This window comes from Desulfopila aestuarii DSM 18488 (assembly GCF_900143695.1).
In the GTDB taxonomy this organism is placed as follows: domain Bacteria; phylum Desulfobacterota; class Desulfobulbia; order Desulfobulbales; family Desulfocapsaceae; genus Desulfopila; species Desulfopila aestuarii.
Genome location: NZ_FRFE01000012.1, coordinates 153,942 through 174,344 on the forward strand (window position 1 = coordinate 153,942; position 20,403 = coordinate 174,344).

Sequence of the window (20,403 nt, forward strand, 5' to 3'; positions counted from 1 at the left end):
CCCCCTCCTAGAGCAATTTGTATTTTTTCATTTTCCGCCACAGCTTCATCCTGCCCCAGCCAAGATCATCCGCAGCCTTACTCCTGTTGCCGCCATGTTCTTTTAAGGCATCGACCACCATCTGCCTCTCTATTGCACCCCAGCTTTCACCTGTTTCACCATTGCGCTTCTCCTCAATATTCGTAACAGACGCCTCCACCCTCGGGGCGTCCGGCTCCGGTTCTTCATTAAGGATCTCACTCTCCTGTTTTTCGAAGATATATGGCGGCAGATGCTCTTTACTGATCTTTTTGCGCTTGCAGATGTTGGCGGCATACTCAACGATGTTGCTCATTTCCCGAATATTGCCAGGATAAGGATAGTCTAGGAGACTCTGCATGACTCCCGGAGTAAAACCAACGATGGTCTTGCCAAGCGCTTGCGTATACTTTTCAAGAAAATGATCGAGTAGATAACGGATATCTCCCTCCCGTTCCCGTAAAGGAGGAAGATGCACATGCAATACATTCAAGCGATAAAAAAGATCCTCACGAAAGGCGTTGCGACGCACCTGCTCGCGCAGCGGACGATGGGTGGCTGCAATAATCCGTACATCGACGCTGATACTTTTTTCACCGCCAACGGGGATGAACTGTCGATCATCCAGCACCGAGAGCAGTTTTACCTGCAGAGGCAGCGGCATATCGCCGATCTCCGTCAGAAAGAGAGTCCCCCGGTCGGCCAGCTTGAACATGCCGGGCTTATTGCGCGACGCCCCGGTAAATGCACCTTTCACATGGCCGAACAACTCAGATTCCAGAAGATCGAGAGGCAGTGCCCCACAGTTGATCTTAATAAACGGAAAACGCGCACGATCAGATTCACGGTGGATGATCTCGGCAATCTTGTCTTTGCCGGTACCCGTTTCACCTGTGATCAGCACTGAGGCATCGGTGTGGGCCATGAGCGGTATCATGTCGAACACCTTCTGCATCTTCGGGCTGTAGCCGATAAGCTCCTCGGAAGCAAAATCACGCATACTGCTCTTGCTGACGTCGACCCGGGCGGAGGTATCTTCGGCAATAACCAGTAGCCCAGGAACACCGCTCTCGCTTTTTACCGGTGATATGGTGTATTGGATCGGAATTTTACGCCGATAGCAGTTGATGATATCGCCACTGACAGAAAGAGACTCTTCCGTCTGCAGAACCCGGCTGTAATTCTGGCCCCTGGAGTTACCGGTATTGCTGCGCACCACCAGTTCACCATGGATACCGATAACCCGATCCAGCGGATAGCCGGTCATGGCCTCCATGAGGCGGTTCATGGCAACAATCCTGAAGGTGTCATCAAGGATCATTGCCGGGTAGGGAATGCCCTCCAGCAGGGTCGCTGTCTCCGGGACGAATTTCGGCATCATGCTTTCTCAACCCACTCCTTGACCCGCGGCGAAAATGTCATTGCGAATCGCAAGTTCCGTTTCCAACCGTTACCAAAGCATCACCAGGCGCGGGTCTTGAGGATCTGTTCAATTTCCGCCTTCGATTTTTCCTGCAACACCAGGACCCGCTTTTGTTTTGCTTCCTGTATTTTTTCGAGTAGTTCTTTCATGTCCACCGGTTTTTCAAGAAAATCCTCTGCCCCAAGCTTCATAGCCTCGACTGTTGACTCAATGGTGGCGTGACCTGTCAGCATGATGATCTCTGCCTCCGGGTGGCCGTTCTTAATTCGCCGCAAAACCTCAAGTCCATCCATACCGGGCATTGCCAGATCAAGGATAATCACGTCGACATCCTGACTGTCCACAATTTCGATGGCCCGCTCGCCGCTGGTCGCAGCCATCACCTTCAGATTCCTGGTCTCAAGCCGCTGCCCTAGAGTGGCGATGAATTCTTCTTCGTCATCCACCAGTAGAATCCTGGTTTGCAGTGCTGTCTCCATTTCCACCTCCTCGCGGTCATTTTTCGCAGAACAATCCAACACTTCAACTTTTCTTATGAACTTTGTCATTGGCAGCCTTGATGGTTGCCGACAACTCTTCGATGTCCACCGGTTTATTCATATAGGCGAAGGCGCCAAGCTCCATACACTCTCGCATGTCCTGACTTGTACCGTGGCCGGTCAAGATAATTACCTCAACATCCGGGGCCACTTCTTTCGTTCTACGCAACACCTCGACACCATTCAGGCCAGGCATTTTCAGGTCAAGAACCATCACATCCGGCTGATCATCAGCAATCAACTCGAGTGCCTCTTCACCGTTAAACACTCCGTAGGTACCAACATCACGGCTAATCAGTCGCTCAGAAACGGTCTGAACAAAGTCTTTTTCATCGTCAACAAAGAGAACCTTTGAAGGCAGCTCAAATTTTTGCTGGCGGTAAATCGAGTCGTTATAGTTTACACTCTTTTCCACATGCACCCGTTTGACCCCGCCGACCTTTCCTGCAAGATCTGTCAATTCTGTAGCGAGTTTACTAAAATTAAATACACTTTTCTCAACCGTCAGCGTCACATCTCCGCCCTGACAATCTACCACAACCCGATGACCGCCGTTTAACAGCAGTTTTTCGACCTCAACCTCAATCTGGTAGTCTCCAACCGCCGCCATGGACTCCGGCGTCCTCAAAACCGAAGTTGTATGCAGGCATTTCACAATAACCTCCTGGACCTCGGCCGGTGACTTGCCCTCAACAGGTATTACCAGATCGAAGAGCGAACTGTCATATGCTTCTTTCTTGAAGAGAAAATCTGTCCAGTTATAGGCCTTGATGTCATGCGCCTTCACCGCTTTTTTCGCTTCCCGCTCCGTTAGTCCAGATTCCACAGCATGGGCAATCCGCTCCTGCCTGGAGTCAACGACCAAGACCTTCAAAACATGGGTGAGCCTCGAAGAAATGAGAGAGGTCAGAAAACCATGAAAAAGATAGGACTTTGGACTTTCAAGTCTGTCGGCTAGCTCAGACTTGAAAAGGTTGATGGCCCTTTCCCTCTCCAGGGTAAACTGATTAAATACTGAAGTTTTATTGTACATTGCCGCGTTGAGCTTCTCGATATTCAGCCCATGTTTTCGGGCGGTATCAGCTAGCAGATGCTCATCGTCATACACTTCGAGCTCTAACGTTTTCGCCAATTCATGGATGATGGTGTCTGCCGGGGTAAAGGTACATGGAAAAATGGCTATTGATGACATAATTGAACCTCTCGTGTTGATATTACGGTGACAGATTGTTTTTCTGTATCCCCAGATGTCTCACTATCACCATCTGCACACGCCGTGCCACAACAGAGCAACGACAAACATATATATACATATCAACAATTTAGAAAATTCCGGAAAACATAATGTCTGCATGTTACGTACAACCCGTTACACTTACACGCGACAAAATGTAACGTTTTGATTCACATCGCCTTCATACTTCACATTGCCACAAAGGGATACATATCGAACAAACAACGAGAAAACATAGAGATAAAATCACAAACGGACCTCGCACCCACCACTACAGAAAAGCTTCATTCGCCCCACCCCCTCAACTGACACACCAGCACACTGCCAGATACATTAAATAACGAAATGTAACATTTTGCAACTTAAAGTATCTATTCGTCTCCCCAGCAACTACAATCCGCATCTCAAAGCAATCCGCGCCCAACAGCTTGAGACAAAATCATTACTAAACATATTCAGTAAGTTATGAAGTTTTGTCGGGAATGGCACGGGGGTTGCTGTATGTCCAGTGTCCATTCTGTATCGATGCAGGATGTTACAACCATAAGCACACTGCACAGGAACCGGTCCTGTACAACATACTATCATTTCAGGGAGAGCAACATGGACACACAACTAAAAGCCAGGATCTTGCTGGTGGACGACGAGGAAGAATTTTTAAAAACCCTCTCTGAACGTCTCGAAATTCGGGGCCTGACTGTGGAGATTGCAAGCAGTGGCCAAGAGGCCATTGCCAGGGCAGAACAACAGGAATTTGATGCGATCATCGTCGATCTCTCGATGCCCGGCATCGACGGCATCGAGACGATCGAACGAATCAAAGCCATCAATCCCACCGCCGAACTGATTATGCTCACTGGTCATGCCACGGTGGAAAGCGGGGTCGCAGCCATGAAAAAAGGAGCGGGAGATTTCCTGCAGAAACCTGTGGACATGACTACCCTGCTGACCAAGATCGGTGAGGCCAAGGACAGAAGGACTCATGTGCTGGAAAAAAAGGCACAGGACGAGCTCGACCAGATCCTGAAAAGTCGCGGCTGGTAATCAGACTTCCATTCAAAAAACTTCCCAGGGAGATCCCTATGCAAAACGATATATCCCTCGTCAGCCAGATCCTCATTCCCCTTGATCAATATCCCCATCTGCTTGAAAACGAGCCGATCGGCAGTGCCGTAACACTGCTTCTCGAAAATGGCTCTGCCGATGGACGCCACCTCTATTATGATGAAATCCTCGTCACCAATGGCAACAGTCAACTGGTCGGCCACATCCTGGTCAAAGACATTCTCACCAGCTTTTTCCCGTCGATCCTCGGCACCGCCACTTCAGGGATCTACGAAGGAAAAAAAGAGCACTTCACCGATCTCTCCATCCTCCTGGAGGACAGCTTCCGTCGCGAATGCCGCCGGCAAGCGGCCCATACGGTAAAAATGCATATGACCAAGCCCCATCGCTCAGTCGACGGATCAATGTCTTTGCTCCACGCTCTTGAGATCATGGTGAAAGATGGCGAATCCACCCTACCAGTAACAGAAAACAATGTACTGACCGGCGCAATTCGGATGCAGGACATATTCAGGGTCCTCGGTAGCTACTGCACCATCTAACTCATCAGAAAGCAACGATCAACCATATAGGATATTCATATGAGCACAGCAGCCGCCGCGCAATTACCACAGGAAAAAGCAAGCTTTGACAAAAAGCGTGCCTTTTTCATGTTCTTAGGAATCGCTCTCTTCTCTTTCATTTACTGGTGTCCGCCCTGGCCGGACGCCATCGATCCGCTGGGTGAGCATTTTGTTCTCAGCAAGGAAGCCAAAGGGGCGCTGGCCGTCTTCGCCCTGGCCGCGACCTGGTGGGTATTCGAAGTTCTGCCTATCGGCGTGACCAGCATCGCCATCGGCACCCTGCAAGCCCTTTTCCTTATTAGAAAACCCGCAGTAGCTTTCAAAGATTTCATGGACCCGTCAGTCCTCTTTATCTTCGGCTCCATCGTTATCGGCATGGTCTTCACCAAGACCGGCCTGACCAAACGTCTCGCTTACAAAATGCTGGCCATCGTCGGAGAGAGAACCTCCATGATATACCTGGGCTGCTTCGTCATGACTGCCGCCCTTACCCACCTTATGGCCCACACTGCCGTAGCCGCCACCATGTTTCCGCTGCTCATGGCCATACACGCCCTCTATTCCGACAGTGATCAACCAACCAAATTTGGCAAGGGGCTTTTCATTGGCATGGCCTACGTAGCGGGCGCAGGCAGTATCATCACCCTGCTGGGTGCTGCCCGCGGTGCTGTCGCCCTGGGCTTCTATAAGGATATCATGAAGGTGGACATCAGTTTCTTTGAGCTGACCATGTACATGTTTCCGATCGGCTGGCTGATGGTTTTTCTGCTCTGGGGTTTCTTCATGATCTTCTGCAAACCTGAGAGAGCCAGAATTGACGGTCTTAAACAACGATCCACGCGGATGTACAAGGAGCTTGGCGTTTGGAGCCGCAACGAAATCATAACTATAACCATTGTCTTAACCACTATCGTGGTAATTGCCCTCAAAAATTTTGTACCTGCGCTTGCGTCACTGGACAAGACCGGTATAATGCTTTGTTCAACAATCGCGTTCTTCATGGTGGGAATTCTCACCCTGGAAGATCTTGAGGAGATTCCTTGGAACATCATCCTGCTTTTTGCGGGAGCCATGTCCATCGGCTTCTGTCTCTGGGAGACCGGCGCCGCCAAATGGTTGGCAGTCAACTGGTTGCAACTATTCAAGGACGCACCGGGCATCGTGTTCATTCTGGGTATGGCCTTCTTTGTCATGATGATGACCAACTTCATCATGAACGTGGCGGCCATCGCCATCTCCTTGCCGGTAGCATTGGTTATCGCCCCGTACCTTGGCGTAACGGGTGAGGTTATTCTTTTCTCCTCTCTTGTTGTCGCAGGCATGCCGTTTCTGCTGCTGGTTGGCGCTGCACCCAACGCCATTGCCTACAATTCCAAGCAGTTCTCCACCGGCGAATTCGTGATGTACGGTATTCCAGCCTCCATCCTGCTGATGGTGGTGGTCTGGCTGGCTGTAACGGTTATCTGGCCGCTGATGGGGATGGCGACCAAAATTCCACTAGCATAAAGGAACCCACCACAATATGCCGGCAGTACACGCAGATGTCTGCCGGCAGCATAAAACTATCGACAACAACAGGAGTTATGTGATGCGGAAACGAAGTTTTTTTTGTCTTGCGGCCACGCTTTTGGCCGCAATTGGTTTTGGCGGGACAGCGCTGGCAGCATCAGGCGGAGCCACCCACGAGACCCTTAACCTTACCAGCCACTGGGTTGGTTATTTCAGTCTGGCGGTTTTCGTTATTGCCTACGCCCTCGTAATGCTGGAAGAAGTGACCCACATGCGGAAATCCAAACCGGTACTGCTCGCCGCTGGTATCATCTGGGGTCTGATTGGTCTTGTCTACTCCACGCACGGCATTGACCATACCGCAGAGGTCGCCATACGCCATAATATCCTTGAGTACGCGGAATTGTTTCTCTTCCTGCTGGTGGCGATGACCTATATCAACGCCCTCGATGAGCGGCTGGTGTTCGAAGCGCTGCGGGTAAAATTGGTCAACGCCGGTTTTTCCTATAGAAAACTGTTCTGGATAACCGGCCTCCTGGCCTTTTTTATCTCACCGGTCGCCGACAACCTTACCACGGCTCTTCTCATGTGTGCTGTGGTCATGGCTATCGGAAAAGACGACACCAAATTCATAAGCCTGTCCTGCATAAACATCGTGGTCGGAGCCAACGCCGGTGGCGCCTTCAGTCCCTTTGGTGATATCACGACCCTGATGGTATGGCAGAAAGGTATCGTCCAGTTCACGGAATTCTTCGCACTTTTTATCCCGTCAGTGATCAACTGGGTCGTTCCGGCTTTCATCATGAGCTTTGCCATTCCCAATGCCCAGCCCCAAGCGGGTATTGCTGATCTGAAAATGAAGCGCGGCGCCTTTGTCATCATGGGGCTCTTCCTTTGGACCATCGCCACCGCAGTCAGCTTCCACAACTTCCTACAACTGCCACCCATGGTCGGCATGATGGCCGGTTTGTCTCTGTTGAAATTCTATGGTTTTTACCTGAAAAAGACCCACGACTCGAAAAAATCTGCATATGACCCAAGAAAAGCCCAGGAAGAAATCGGTCAGATCCAGCCGTTTGACATTTTTGCCAAAGTAGCTCGGGCGGAGTGGGACACCCTGCTCTTCTTTTATGGTATCATCCTCTGCGTTGGCGGCCTCGGGTTCATGGGTTACCTGGCCATGGTCTCCAAGGTCATGTACCTCGACTGGGGGCCGACGGCAGCCAACGTCATGGTAGGTATCCTTTCCGCCATTGTCGACAATATCCCGGTAATGTTTGCGGTCCTCACCATGAATCCGGACATGTCCCACGGTCAGTGGCTGCTGGTCACTTTGACTGCGGGTGTTGGCGGCAGCATGCTTTCCATCGGTTCAGCCGCCGGAGTAGCCCTGATGGGCCAGGCAAGGGGGAAATACACCTTCTTTGGCCACCTCAAGTGGTCCTGGGCCATCGCACTTGGCTATGTTGCGAGTATCTATGTTCACTTTTTGATCAACAGCAGCATGTTCCATTAGTACTGCCTCAGACAGGGGATATGGCCCCCTGTCTTTTTACACTTTGTGTTCAAACAACAACGCCCCAGACCATTCGGTCTGGGGCGTTGTTGTTCGCAGCTGATAGTTATGAACTCTTAACAGCTCTGATCCTGTTTACGATCCTGAAGCTGGTCTGGGGTACCATCCCGATCGCCAATTCCGTTTGCGGCCAGGGAATCTGCACAAGAACCATCACGTTTCTGATCCTGGTCCGGCGTACCGTCCTTGTCTCCGGTTCTGTTTGCGGCCACTGAATCTACACAGGAACCATCACGTTTCTGATCCGGAATACCGTCCTGGTCACCAGTTGCAGGTCCATTACCGGCGACAGAATCCTGGCAGGAGCCATCCTGCCTCTGGTCCTGATCCTTGGCATGATCTCCAGTACAATCAACTCCCTTGGCAATGCTCATATTGTCGTTGCCTGACCCATACACATCATTTGAATTCAGGTTTGCAGCCGAAGCCACGCCAGCCGCCATAACAATTGCCATCGCCATCACATATACCTTTTTCATCATGTACCTCACGTGTTGTCATTTTTCTCCGGAGAAGATCCAGGAGAAGGGCTCTGAGAGTTACCTCATCCGAATGCCACCCAGAGTGACATCCTATTTGAGACCAGAGTAACAGGGAGGTAACACCCTGCATATCAGAGCAGGGAGGTATATGTTGTAGGACAAACTCCTACAAGATGAGAAAAGGAAATTAGTTAATTTCCTCTACAACCTACGAGACAAGACCCTCTTTCACTGCATAATAGGTAAATTCGGCATTGTGTCGCATTGCCATCTTCTGCATGGCTCGAACTCGGTTCGTACTGATGGTTTTCACACTCAGGCCGAGTTCGTCGGCAATCTCGGACACGGTTTTGCCGCCGGCAATCATCAACATCACCTGGTACTCACGGTCGGAAAGAAGCTGATGCGGCATTAACTGCTGATCCTGGTCCAAATAAAAAGCCAGCTTCTCCGCCATGGCAAGACTGATATATCTCCCACCTTTTGAAACCTTGCGAACTGCCGATACCAGCTCAGCCGGTGCGCTCTCTTTTGTCAGATATCCCCTCGCTCCAGCCTTGAGGGCCCGGATCGCGTACTGCTCCTCCGGATGCATGCTGAGCATAAGCACCGCCTGGTCCGGATTCTGCTGCCGAAGCATTTTCAAAACCTCCAGACCATTTTTATCCGGCAAAGAGACATCGAGGAGAATCACATCAAAATGCCCAAGAGCCGCCTGCCTGACTGCTTCCGCTCCCGTTTCCGCCTCCACCACACCTCGCATGTCCTTTGATTCGGAAAGGATCTGTCGCACACCCGCCCGAACCACTGCATGATCATCGGCCGTCAATATCTTCAGCATCACCCTCCCTCCTGTTAATATGCATGGGGAAGATTGAGAAAAACCGTGGTCCCTTGCCCTGGCTCGCCGAAAACCCTCAATGAACCACCAACGAGCCATGCCCGTTCATGCATGCTCGCCAACCCGAGTGATCGATTTCCCCTTTTTTCATCTTCAGTAATCCCCCTGCCATTGTCACTCACGGTGAGTGTTACACCACCAGCGGCTACCATGAGACGAATGGTCACCCTGGATGCACCGGCATGACGGATAATATTCGTTAACGCCTCCTTGAAAATACGGAAAACGGTGTTCCTGTATTGCTCGTCAAGCTCCATTTCTTCCGGTAGGCAAACGATATCAAAAAGTATTCCAAGCCGATCCCGCACCTTGTCCGCCTCCGCCTCGATCGCGGCCTGAAGCCCAAGATCATCCAGCACCCCCGGTCTGATCTCCGAGGCAATACGGCGAACAGTCTGAATTGTCTGATTCAACAGGCTCGCCATCCCCGTCAACTTTTCATCAACATCGGCATCGGTGGCGTCTTGATTACGGACAAGCCACTGGACATCCATCAACAGGCCGGTGAGATTCTGCCCGAGTTCATCATGTATTTCCCGGGAAATAGTGCGGCGTTCCTGCTCACGGACCATTTCCAGATGGGTACTCACCTGATGCAGCTTATTATGAGAATCCCTAAGCGCCTGTTCTGTTTTATTTCGCTCGGAGATGTCCTTGAAATCCTCGACAATCCCGACCAGTTCACGCCTGCTGTTATAAAATGGTGTTGCTGTCACGATACAGGGAATTCTGGAACCATCCTGCCGCATTTTGACCGCATCATACTCAACACGCGCTTCCCCTCTCTGTATCCGAATCATTGGGCAGGTATCGGTATGACAGCTCTCACCCTGAAACACCTCGTGACATTTCCGACCCACCACATCCATCGCTCCAACCCCAGCCAGGTGCAAAAAGGTGCTGTTGGCTCTCTGGATACTGAAGTCTGCGCCGATAACCCGCATTCCATCGGCCGCTGTATCAAATATCTGGACCAGTTCTGTATTGACTTTGACCAACTCCTCCCGTGCATCGTTTAGTGCCTGTATAACCTTTCGGGAGTAGAAGCCAAAAGAGACAAACAGCGCGACAATGATGCAACGCATCCAGAGTTCATGCCTATCAGGCATCAGCAGGCTCAAGATAAAATCCCGCTGTTGATCGTAAAAAATCTGTGAATGGATAAATGACTCCAAGCCCCAGGACATTGCTCCGAGAACTACGCCAAGAACAACCAGACCATCAGATGAAAAGTAGGCGCTGGCACTGCTAGAATTACCGTTCACACCCTCGCTCCAATTCCAAAGTTCCGTAAGTTGCAAAGTTTTGAGACGCCTAGTCCTGGCACCTCCCAATTCCGTCCCAACAGCTTCAGTTACCTAAACGCAAACAGAATCAAAAAGTTACAGACTGCGACACAGGTATCCTTTGAGAATTTGGTACTATCTTACTATTTTCGCCTCTATCGTTGTGCCTCCCGACAGTCTTCTGTTTACCGAACGGCCACGATTATTTTTTTATGAGATGTTACGACAGCTGTGCGCGTGAAGGATTTTCCGGTTTTAAAAGCACTTCAAAATCTCGATGATTTACAAATTCTGCTAAACGACCGCCAAACCACAAACATCCATGATACAATCTGTTACCATGTTCCAATTTTTAATAAATCACCGCAATTTCTTGACCATAATGGCATAAATATGAAATATTCCTTACATATCAATGAATTACTCCACAAAAGAACGTCTTAAAAGATCTGGAAATACCATGACAGGTAGTATATATATTGAAAGTTATGAAGAATTTTCATTGATTTTCAGGCTTCCCAACCGATATAGACAAGATCGGAAAATAACAAAATGAAAATATCATTTTTGCAGCGGGAAAAATGTCTCGTGCAATTCGCCCCCCCCATGATCTTTACAGCATGAATCTTCGCTGAGTCTTATTATATCTTTACCCTTGAAAGGAAGGCGCATATGACCTTACAACCATTTAAAATCTCACTCAGAATGGCATGCTTTCTTGCCCTTCTCTCTGGTCTCCTACTACCGGGCTTTCTTGCCGCTGCGGAACAGCCTGTCTCAGGCGCTGTCAGTCTTCAAGAGGTCTTTGAAGATATTACACGAACAGACCCTTCGATTCTTGAGGCCTATAATAGGTATCAGAGTGTTTTAGCTGAGCGTGGTATTGCAAAAAGTGAATTTCGCCCCACCATCGGCACTACCCTCTCCGCTGGTCCTGAATGGACAGATGGAGTTCCCACAAATGATAAAAGTGAAAGCCTTTTTGCAACAACTGCCACACTTTTTGCCCGCCAAAATCTCTATAATGGCGGCAGAAGTACAGCCTTTGTTGCAGAAACCGATGCCCGCATCCTCGCTGCAGCCTATGACGTTCTGGACGTTGCCAACAATGTCTACCTCGCTTGCGCTGAAGCCTATATCAACGTAATCAAGGCAAGGGATTTGTTGCAGATTGCTGAAGAAAATGCGCTCACCCAGGAGCGAATTATGCGTCAGGTTCGGGAAAAAACCGATGCCGGCTTTAACCGGGTCTCTGAGTTGTACAACTCAGAATCACGTTTATCACTGGCCAAAGCCAGCTATATCTCCAGACAGCAGGACCTGAACCAGGCCCTGGTATATTTCCATCGCCAGTTCGGCCGGTTGCTGCGGCCAGAACAGTTTGTCAGACCCGAGCCGGCATACGCGCCGACCGGGACCCTGCCGGAAACAGTGGATGTAGCTTTAAAGAACCATCCGGCGCTGAAGGTTGCCAAATACAATATCGAGACTCGCCGCTATACCTATGAAAAATCCTTAGCGGCGGATCGCCCCTCCATAGATCTGGAGCTCAAGAGCCAATATCGGGACGATACCGGTGGCGAAAGAGGCGATACCACCCAAAGCGGTGCCTACCTGACCCTCAACTACAACTTCTGGGATGGCGGACTTCGCGAAAGCGAACAGGCCAGAGACCAGATGGCAATCAGGAAAGAATATCAGCGCTCCTATATCGAAAGGCGTAACGTCAATGAAACAGTCCGACTCGCCTGGAATATCATGGAGGCGGAAAATTACAAGACCAAGTACCTGAAAGACCATGTCGCTGAGAGCGCCAAGACCCTGGATGCATTCAAAGAAGAATATTATGTCGGCCGCCGTACCCTGCTCGATCTCCTCAATATGGAAAACGAATATACCGAGTCAAAAATATCCATGGCGGATTCGGACTTCGCCCATCTTATCTCTCTCTATCGGCTTATGCAGGCAACCGGAGCACTCCTCGATGAGTATGTTCCCGGGTTGCGCACCGCGCTGAACCTTCCGCAACAAGACCCCGACAATACGGTCTCCTATGAAGGTCTGGATGAGAATCGTGACAAGGATGTGGTCGTTGATATTTCCGATCAATGCGACAACTCAGCGGTCGATTCAACGGTCAGACCGGCCGGATGTGAGGACGACAATGTCAATACCACTGGCTATCCGCATAGAGACGATAAACCGCTTCCTCCATACATTGAGCCTCAGAAATTCAACATACCGATCGAGCAGTTACAATAACATCATCGATCACCCTTATTCAGCAAGTGCTTATCGGAACTTCTTCACTCCGATAAGCACCTACTTGCAGTACTTAACTTCAATGCCGGACACACCACCCTGGAAAGACAACCACTACCGATATGCGTCCCCCTCAATGCGGCTCAGCCTCGCCTCTGCTGACGGAAACCGACCTCCTTGCATTTCAATTTGTCTTTCAATACAACTAAATAACGGATAAATACGGCATAAACCAATGATTACCAATTTAGCCTTTTCGTCACAGGGGAACAGAGGACAATGGTGTCGGCGCTCAGCCTTCTGACTCTACCTGGCTTGAGCAGGCCTCTTTTACAGATCGGGATAGTACATGGTTGATAATTTACAATATGACCCTCTCTTGTTATGCCTGGTGGCACTGACCAAAATCGATAACAGACCCGCATCGGCGGAATCCCTGGTTGAAGGTCTGCCGTTCAATCCGGCGGAGGAGAAAAAGAGGTTATTCAGTATACATGGATCAAAATCAAACTTTTCCAGAGCAGCCAGCCGGGCTGGGTTCAACTCCAATCTGCAGCAAAGACCCCTTGATTCCATTCCTGCCGTGGTGCTCCCCGTCATCCTCCTGCTGAAAAATGACAATGCCTGTGTGCTGACGAAAATTTCACCAGAAGAGAGGCGTGCCGTCATTATTATGCCGACAGTCGATGACACTCCCATTGAGATCGAACTGGACAAGCTGGAAGAGGAGTATCTCGGATATGTGTTCTTTCTCAAGAAGCAATATCAGGGTTTTGGCCGGGAAAATCTGATCACCGAAAGTATCAAGCAGGACAACAAGAACTGGTTTTTCGGCACCCTGTACAGGTTCAAAGATATCTACATTCGGGTGATTATCGCCACCCTGTTCATCAATGTCTTTGTAATCGCCGGTCCTCTTTTCACCATGAATGTCTATGACCGGGTTATACCGCATAACGCCATTGACACCCTGTGGGTACTGGCCATTGGCATCGGCCTGATATACATCTTTGATCTGACGTTAAAATTTCTCAGAACGATTCTCCTGGAACAAGCCGCCAAGAAGAGCGATATCATTCTCTCATCTATGCTCTTCCAACACTCCATGAATCTGAAAATGGTGGAGCGTCCCCGTTCGGTCGGTGCCTTCGCCAGCAACATCCGGGACTTTGACGGAGTTCGCTCCTTTTTTGCATCAACAGCCCTCACTGCCTTTATCGAACTCCCGTTCTCGGTGATTTTTCTTGTTGTGATCTACACCATCCACCCGGTTCTCGTCCTGCTGCCCCTGACCGTCGTTTTCGTGCTTTTTATCATCACCGTACCGATGAAGAATTCCATTCAGAAGATCGTCGACAGCACCCATCAGGCGATAGGGCGGCGCAACTCCATTCTGGTTGAGTCCCTGTCCAACCTCGAAACAGTGAAGGCGTTCAATGCCAGTAGCACCGTGCAGTGGCACTGGGAAGAGTCCACCGGTGACATTGCCTCCAAAAGCCTGGGGTCGAGAATCAGGTTCAGTTCGCTCTCCACTCTTTCGTCTTTTTTAACACAACTCTGCTCTGTGCTGGTCATCGTTGCCGGCGTCTACCTCATTAAAAACGGTGAATTGACAATGGGTGGCCTGATCGCAGTCAATATACTGGCGACCCGTACCATCGCACCCTGGACCCAGGCCGCAACCCTTCTCACCAACTACCAGCAGATGAAGACGGCTCTCCACTCCTTGAATGAGCTGATGGCCAAACAAGAGGAGCGCCCGGACGGTAAACGGTTTATCCGGCGCCCGGAATTCAAGGGTGACATTGAGCTGAAAAACGTCAGCTTCACCTATCCTGATGAGCAGAAACAGGCCTTAAAAAATATCAGCTTCAGAATAAAGCCCGGCGAACGGGTGGGCATAATCGGCGCGGTCGGCTCAGGCAAGTCGACCCTCAGCAACCTATTGATGGGTTTTTTTGACGCCGAAAGTGGTTCTGTTTTTATTGATGGCCTCGACATCAAGCAAATCGACCCGGTGGACTTACGACAAAATGTCCATTTTGTTCCCCAGGAAGTAACCCTTTTCTCCGGTACCGTCCGGGACAACATTACCCTTAAATCGCCCCACGCAACCGACGCCGAAATTGTGAAAGCCGCAAATTTTGGTGTGGTAAATGCCCTGACAGATCGACATCCACTTGGGATGGATCTGCAGGTTGGCGAGCGGGGCCGAAATATTTCCGGGGGACAGCGTCAGTCCATTGCCCTGGCCAGGGCTTTCATCAGCGAGAGCCCGATTGTGCTTCTCGATGAGCCGACCAACGCCATGGATTACAACACCGAAATCAAGGTGATCAACAACCTCAACGAGGCCACAAAGGGCAAAACAACCATCATTATTACGCACAAGCCTTCTATTCTGGCGATTGTCGATCGGTTGCTGGTCATGGACGACGGCACCTTGGTGATGGATGGTCCCAAAGATGAAATTCTCGCAAAGCTTGGAGGAAAGAGCCTGTGAGTGCAGAAAACCAAGGCCCGGCCTCCCCTTCTCGAGAGGAGCAAATAGGTGACGGCCAATCACGATACAGTGGCAAGTACAGCAAGAGAGATGTCGAGTTCATGAACAGCCTGAGCGGTGCAATGCTTGCCGGCAGCTCATCCCGCCTCAATGTCCTTCTCTATGTGATCTGCCTGGTGATCGTTGCTGCTGTCATCTGGGCATATTTTGCCGAGCTGGATGAGCGCACCAAAGGCATAGGCCGTACCATCCCCTCACAACAGATACAGGTGGTCCAGAATCTGGAGGGTGGAATTATCAAGGAAATTCATGTCGTCGAGGGACAGTTCGTCCATGCGGGAGATTTGCTTGTCACCATAGACGATACCGGCATCGGCAGCTCGTATAGCGAAAGCGCCAGCAAGATTAATGAACTGCGCGCCAAGTCCAGCCGACTTCGGGCCGAGGCAGGCATCACCGATACGCTCGTAGAGCTTGAAGGCGACCAGAATATGGCGCGCCTGATGGAAAATGAGAAACGTCTTTTTGCCACCCAGCTCCGACAGTATGAGAATCAGCAATCTGTATTGCAACAGCAGCTACAACAGCGAAAAGTCGAGCTGGTGGATGCAGAGCAGGATCTCAAGTCGTTCAAAACCAGCCAGGACATGATCAACAGGGAGATGCAGCTCAGCCGCCCTTTACTGAAAAAAAACCTTATCTCCGAACTCGAATTTTTACAGCTGGAGCAGCGGGATCTGGAAAAGAAGCAGGAAATAAATCGCACCATCAAGAAAATCGAAAAACTGAATCTGCAGATTATCGAAGCAGAACAGAAGATAAAAGAATTAGAAGAAACACGAAAAGCAGAGGCCTTGGAAGAACTCAATGCTGCCATGGCCGAAATTGACAGGCTTACCTTTACCCAGGTGGCAATCGAAGACCGGGTAACCAGAACAAGTGTCCGCTCCCCGGTTGATGGTACAGTAAAACAACTTTTGATCAATACCGTCGGTGGAGTCGTTAAACCGGGCATGGATATCTTAGAGATTGTGCCGATCGATAAAAACGTGCTGGTCGAGACAAAAATCAAACCCTCTGACATTGCCTTTATCTACCCCGGCCAGAAAGCGATATTGAAATTCACCGCCTACGACTTTGCCATATATGGCGGCCTTGATGGGGAGGTCACCCTAATCAGTGCTGACACCATCACTGATGAAAAAGGGGAAGAATTTTATCTCGTTCGGGTGAAATGTGACAAAAATTATCTTGGGACTGAAGACAACAAGAAAAACATCATTATCGGTATGACAGCCCAGGTCGATATAATCACCGGCAAGAAAACGGTGATGCAATACATCATGAAGCCAATACTCAGAGCAAAATACAACGCATTACGGGAAAGATAATGGCAATAGTATGCTGTAGCCAGGACGACAAGCTGAAAGAAAAACTCGTCTCACTCTTTGGTGACAAGGGTGTACTTTTCTTCGCAGATATCAGTCTAGTGAAAGAAGACACCTTTCAGAAACGCGAAGTGGTTATTGTCGATTTGCCATATACTACAATACCAGAAGTCAAAAATATTCCATTGCCCGTCATCGTCCTTACCGCAATCCCAACTTTCGAGGAATGTGTTGGATTAGTCCAGCGCGGCGTGAAAGGGTATGGTAATCGCCAGATGCGTGTGGACAACTTAGCCCAGGCTATAGGAAGTGTGAAAGAGGGACAGATTTGGCTTCCTCCTGCCATTATTACCCAACTGATCCTGACAGCAGTCGGCACTGATCGTACTCTTCACCAGGATGACACTATTCTGAGTGGCTTAAGTGAACGAGAACAGGAGGTAGCCCGCTATGTGGCTCAAGGCATGTCGAACCAGCAGATTGCTGATACGATTTTTGTGAGTCTGCGCACGGTTAAAGCGCATTTAAGCTCTATTTACGAGAAAACTGGATTGCGAAATCGGTTGGAATTGGGGTTGAGGTTGAAGGGGAGCCGGTAAACAACTGCATTGCTGCATATCTTCTGACCGAACAAAATTTCTTTAAAAAAAGATCCGTACCAGCACGACGCCGGTACGGATCTTTGCTTTTTGGTTATCGTGCTGGCTGGTTAGCCAATCTCTGTACCATCATCAGTAAATATCTGAACCCTGTTCGCATCACTATCATCAGAGACGATCTGCACAGTGTCAGCAGCTTTGGAGAATAAGCCATTACCATCATTGCTCCAACCCGTTGTATCGAAGGTGACCTTATCACCCTCCCCACCTGCCACTTCCAACACATGAGTTGTTCCGGTTGTCCCGGACATATCAAGGACATCATCAAGAGTAAGTTTGACCTCTTGCGCCTCAGGAGCATTGAGATCCAGCCTTTCAATATTCTTAATAGTAATATCTGCAATACTACTGAAATCGAGAATTGCATCAGAGATCAGCAGTGTATCCGTTCCAGAACCACCGTCGATATGAGCATCGTTACTATCAAAGAAAATCGTATCATCTCCCACATCACCATAGATGGAATCACGGCCAGCGCCACCATCGATGACGTCATCGCCTTCACCACCATGGAGAGTATCGTCACCCGCTTGGCCAAACAGAAAGTCATTACCATCCTGCCCTTCTAGAGTGTCAGATCCATCTCCGCCAACCAATCGGTCATCACCATTTGTCGGATCGGCTTTTCCATCTTGCACGCCATCTTCATTACTGTCAGTATTCAAGAAATCAGCAGGTCCTGCATTGCCAGTAGTAAGCGGCTTCAGTCCGTCAGGCGCATAGGCGTCATCAAGGCCATCATGGTCTGCGTCAATTCCGCTTGGTGCGACATGGGTGCTATTGTCCTGGGCTTCAACATTGTCGGGAATACCGTCATTATCACTGTCCGTATCAAGGATGTTCATGATACCATCATGGTCGGTATCTGCCGTAAGCTCAAAGGTTGAAATTGAGTGTGTAATATCAAAACGATATTCTATACCTTGACTTTTTACTTCAGAGCCAGTTTGCCCCACAATCGTGAGTACCGGGTCACCGTTACTATCTGACTGAACCTGCACAACTAGAGGAGCAAATCGCAATATGTGATGTAGGCGATCTGGCAAATTGCTTGGACCCTGGGAGGGGGTTTGCAAACCCGTAACAGATGTTCCATTGATTGTTAAATTAAAAAATTCAAAATTGTCAACTCCTCCATCAGCGTCTCCTCTCGCATAAAGATCAGATATAGTAATATAATCACCGACGTTAATACCATATCCTGAGAGATTGATATTCTGGGTTGTGGTACCACCCTTACCTGCGATACTCATAGGCTCTGTATGTATCGTCACATCAGAATCGACAAATGCACCTTCATTTAGATCTACGATTCCATCATTATCATCATCAATATCGACAGCATCGATAACTCCATCATTGTCACTATCGATGCCACGGCCAATATTGAGCGTTACGGTGCCAGTACCTTTATCACCATCGTTATCCTCAACGACAAAATTAAACACCTCCCGATAGGCAGTATCAAGTTGCATGTTTGAATCGGGCAAATATTTATACTCTCCAGTAGCAAAATCGATCGTCAATACACCATTTTGTCCGGTCGGGATCGTAATTTCACTACCAGCAGTAGCCTTCCCACCATTATCAGGAGTTATTTGCGAACCATTCCACTCATACTTGACGCCATCAATTGTTATACTCAGGATATCGCCGTCATCGGCTCCCAGTCCATTGCTTTCGACGTTTCCTAAAATGGATCCCATAACCGGCTGATCGATAGTGGACAAAAGTGTATCACTCAAAGTCGATGCGTCTTCAACGATAACACCATCCCGCTCAGTCTTGTTCATACCGTCATAAGCCAGAGGATCAAGGAATCCTCGATCTCTTTGATCCAATCCGCTGCCAAAGCCAACAGCATAGGAATCAATATGCTTTCCTTCAAGGAAGGATGTCCACAGAGTAACCTCATCACCAATGATTCCTAATGAACCGCCATTTGCCCCACCTGTCGTAGGCTGCCCATCGGACAAAAAGTATGACACATTGGTTACTGGCAATCCTTCAGAATCAACTATTTTTCCAGCTTGTTCAAAACCGCTTTTTGCAGTTCTCACAGCAAGGTCGTAGTCGGTGCTCCCCTCTGGAGTCAATAGTGCATCCGGTTTATGACTGCCATCTTCTCCGATAAACTTAAGAGCTTCATCCACAGTCATCCATTCATCCCGATAGTTAGAATCTGATCCGGAAGAGAATGTTACAATCTGGATTTTGACATCACCAAACGCATCATACTTGTTGATGACATTCGCAACTGAATCCAGCAACAATTCCATTCGAGTAAGCCCTGGTCCATTGTATTCGCCATTCTCAGAACTTCGATCCATACTCCCTGAAGTGTCTATAATAAACATCAGGTTGGTATTCTGGGGAGGAATCACTACAGACTGATAGATATCACCGCTGAGTGGACTGTCATCCTCAACTGTAATGGGTATAGAACCGGTATTAATTCCTCCGTTGAGATCATCAACGCTAATATCTACATCAAAACTGAGGAGATTCTCTTTGCCGCCAACAGGATGATCAAGTGGACCGAGCAACGTAACTTTGTAGGTGCCGTCGTTGACAATATCCACTTGAATAATAGCTTCACCACCACTACCTGCAAAACCGGTCAAGGTATGACCATCATTTGTTCTTTCATAAACAAGCGCAACATCACCAGATGTAAGGCCAGTAGGGTAGTTATTTGTGAATGTCGCATCCCAAACATCACCATCGGCATCTGATACACTGTATGTACCAGTAAATACGGTTGAGTTGGTAACGTCAGTTGGATCACCGTCATTGTCACGATTTGCGTTATCAAGACCTTCTTCTGAGACTGTGGAACCGTCTATCTGGCTAATGATGGGCGCATCGTTTACGGCGTCAACGTCAACCGTCACGGTCGCCACGTTCGAGGTCAGTTCCCCGTCGGTCACCGTGTAGGTGAAATTAGCCTCGCCGTTAAAGTGCTCACCTGGGGTGAAGGTGACCGTGCCATCGT

15 protein-coding genes are annotated in these 20,403 nt (G+C 49.2%); 8 read left to right on the forward strand and 7 right to left on the reverse strand.

Features of this window, described 5'->3' with window-relative positions; all coding sequences use genetic code 11:
• Positions 1 to 7: 7 nt before the first annotated feature.
• The 3 genes from BUF15_RS13370 to BUF15_RS13380 all read right to left on the reverse strand — a co-directional run bounded on the left by BUF15_RS13370 (position 8) and on the right by BUF15_RS13380 (position 3,172).
• Positions 8 to 1,399, reverse strand: coding sequence for a sigma-54 interaction domain-containing protein (locus tag BUF15_RS13370; RefSeq protein ID WP_073613993.1), 1,392 nt, complete (start codon positions 1,397 to 1,399; stop codon positions 8 to 10).
• Positions 1,400 to 1,479: 80 nt separating this feature from the next.
• The gene (locus BUF15_RS13375; protein ID WP_073613994.1) at positions 1,480 to 1,920 is read right to left on the reverse strand and encodes a response regulator; all 441 of its coding nucleotides are present in this window, start codon (positions 1,918 to 1,920) and stop codon (positions 1,480 to 1,482) included.
• A gap of 43 nt (positions 1,921 to 1,963) precedes the next feature.
• A complete protein-coding gene (locus tag BUF15_RS13380; RefSeq protein ID WP_073613995.1) occupies positions 1,964 to 3,172 on the reverse strand; it encodes a response regulator in 1,209 nt (402 codons plus the stop codon).
• 645 nt (positions 3,173 to 3,817) lie between these two features.
• On the opposite strand from BUF15_RS13380, the gene BUF15_RS13385 reads away from it, so the two are divergent.
• The 4 genes from BUF15_RS13385 to nhaD all read left to right on the forward strand — a co-directional run bounded on the left by BUF15_RS13385 (position 3,818) and on the right by nhaD (position 7,867).
• Positions 3,818 to 4,258 carry a response regulator gene (locus BUF15_RS13385; RefSeq protein ID WP_073613996.1) on the forward strand — a complete coding sequence of 147 codons (441 nt, stop codon included), beginning with the start codon at positions 3,818 to 3,820 and terminating at the stop codon, positions 4,256 to 4,258.
• Between the two features lie 38 nt (positions 4,259 to 4,296).
• Positions 4,297 to 4,821, forward strand: coding sequence for a CBS domain-containing protein (locus tag BUF15_RS13390; RefSeq protein ID WP_073613997.1), 525 nt, complete (start codon positions 4,297 to 4,299; stop codon positions 4,819 to 4,821).
• A 39-nt stretch (positions 4,822 to 4,860) separates the two neighbouring features.
• Positions 4,861 to 6,348: an SLC13 family permease gene (locus tag BUF15_RS13395; protein WP_073613998.1), complete on the forward strand. Its 1,488-nt coding sequence runs from the start codon at positions 4,861 to 4,863 to the stop codon at positions 6,346 to 6,348.
• A gap of 82 nt (positions 6,349 to 6,430) precedes the next feature.
• On the forward strand, positions 6,431 to 7,867 hold the full coding sequence (gene nhaD, locus BUF15_RS13400) for a sodium:proton antiporter NhaD (protein WP_073613999.1): 1,437 nt from the start codon (positions 6,431 to 6,433) through the stop codon (positions 7,865 to 7,867).
• Positions 7,868 to 7,983: 116 nt separating this feature from the next.
• Here nhaD and BUF15_RS13405 read toward each other — a convergent pair whose 3' ends face one another.
• The 3 genes from BUF15_RS13405 to BUF15_RS13415 all read right to left on the reverse strand — a co-directional run bounded on the left by BUF15_RS13405 (position 7,984) and on the right by BUF15_RS13415 (position 10,575).
• A complete protein-coding gene (locus tag BUF15_RS13405) occupies positions 7,984 to 8,409 on the reverse strand; it encodes a hypothetical protein (protein ID WP_073614000.1) in 426 nt (141 codons plus the stop codon).
• A 208-nt stretch (positions 8,410 to 8,617) separates the two neighbouring features.
• Positions 8,618 to 9,250 (reverse strand): response regulator, encoded by a 633-nt coding sequence (locus BUF15_RS13410; protein ID WP_073614001.1) that lies wholly within the window; start codon positions 9,248 to 9,250, stop codon positions 8,618 to 8,620.
• A gap of 14 nt (positions 9,251 to 9,264) precedes the next feature.
• The gene (locus tag BUF15_RS13415) at positions 9,265 to 10,575 is read right to left on the reverse strand and encodes a PAS domain-containing sensor histidine kinase (protein WP_073614002.1); all 1,311 of its coding nucleotides are present in this window, start codon (positions 10,573 to 10,575) and stop codon (positions 9,265 to 9,267) included.
• Between the two features lie 693 nt (positions 10,576 to 11,268).
• On the opposite strand from BUF15_RS13415, the gene BUF15_RS13420 reads away from it, so the two are divergent.
• The 4 genes from BUF15_RS13420 (at position 11,269) to BUF15_RS13435 (ending at position 17,348) form a co-directional block, all read left to right on the forward strand.
• Positions 11,269 to 12,858 (forward strand): TolC family protein, encoded by a 1,590-nt coding sequence (locus BUF15_RS13420; protein WP_073614003.1) that lies wholly within the window; start codon positions 11,269 to 11,271, stop codon positions 12,856 to 12,858.
• Positions 12,859 to 13,207: 349 nt separating this feature from the next.
• Positions 13,208 to 15,361: a type I secretion system permease/ATPase gene (locus BUF15_RS13425; protein WP_073614004.1), complete on the forward strand. Its 2,154-nt coding sequence runs from the start codon at positions 13,208 to 13,210 to the stop codon at positions 15,359 to 15,361.
• Entirely contained in the window at positions 15,358 to 16,752 is a 1,395-nt protein-coding gene (locus BUF15_RS13430) for an HlyD family type I secretion periplasmic adaptor subunit (RefSeq protein WP_234981174.1), read from the forward strand. Before BUF15_RS13425 ends, BUF15_RS13430 begins: the two co-directional genes overlap by 4 nt.
• Positions 16,752 to 17,348, forward strand: coding sequence for a response regulator transcription factor (locus BUF15_RS13435; protein WP_073614005.1), 597 nt, complete (start codon positions 16,752 to 16,754; stop codon positions 17,346 to 17,348). The genes BUF15_RS13430 and BUF15_RS13435 overlap by 1 nt, the downstream gene beginning before the upstream one ends.
• Before the next feature lie 110 nt (positions 17,349 to 17,458).
• Here BUF15_RS13435 and BUF15_RS28080 read toward each other — a convergent pair.
• A partial coding sequence (locus tag BUF15_RS28080; RefSeq protein WP_200802383.1) for a cadherin-like domain-containing protein occupies positions 17,459 to 20,403 on the reverse strand: 2,945 nt, incomplete at its 5' end.

What these genes read in the sequence shown, in the direction of transcription:
- BUF15_RS13385 (WP_073613996.1), top strand. Translation starts at nt 3,818, where the DNA reads ATGGACACACAACTAAAAGCCAGGATCTTGCTGGTGGACGACGAGGAA.
- BUF15_RS13395 (WP_073613998.1), top strand. Translation starts at nt 4,861, where the DNA reads ATGAGCACAGCAGCCGCCGCGCAATTACCACAGGAAAAAGCAAGCTTT.
- BUF15_RS13405 (WP_073614000.1), bottom strand. Translation starts at nt 8,409, where the DNA reads ATGATGAAAAAGGTATATGTGATGGCGATGGCAATTGTTATGGCGGCT.
- BUF15_RS13380 (WP_073613995.1), bottom strand. Translation starts at nt 3,172, where the DNA reads ATGTCATCAATAGCCATTTTTCCATGTACCTTTACCCCGGCAGACACC.
- BUF15_RS13410 (WP_073614001.1), bottom strand. Translation starts at nt 9,250, where the DNA reads ATGCTGAAGATATTGACGGCCGATGATCATGCAGTGGTTCGGGCGGGT.
- BUF15_RS13435 (WP_073614005.1), top strand. Translation starts at nt 16,752, where the DNA reads ATGGCAATAGTATGCTGTAGCCAGGACGACAAGCTGAAAGAAAAACTC.
- BUF15_RS13420 (WP_073614003.1), top strand. Translation starts at nt 11,269, where the DNA reads ATGACCTTACAACCATTTAAAATCTCACTCAGAATGGCATGCTTTCTT.
- BUF15_RS13425 (WP_073614004.1), top strand. Translation starts at nt 13,208, where the DNA reads ATGGTTGATAATTTACAATATGACCCTCTCTTGTTATGCCTGGTGGCA.
- BUF15_RS13370 (WP_073613993.1), bottom strand. Translation starts at nt 1,399, where the DNA reads ATGATGCCGAAATTCGTCCCGGAGACAGCGACCCTGCTGGAGGGCATT.
- nhaD (WP_073613999.1), top strand. Translation starts at nt 6,431, where the DNA reads ATGCGGAAACGAAGTTTTTTTTGTCTTGCGGCCACGCTTTTGGCCGCA.
- BUF15_RS13375 (WP_073613994.1), bottom strand. Translation starts at nt 1,920, where the DNA reads ATGGAGACAGCACTGCAAACCAGGATTCTACTGGTGGATGACGAAGAA.
- BUF15_RS13390 (WP_073613997.1), top strand. Translation starts at nt 4,297, where the DNA reads ATGCAAAACGATATATCCCTCGTCAGCCAGATCCTCATTCCCCTTGAT.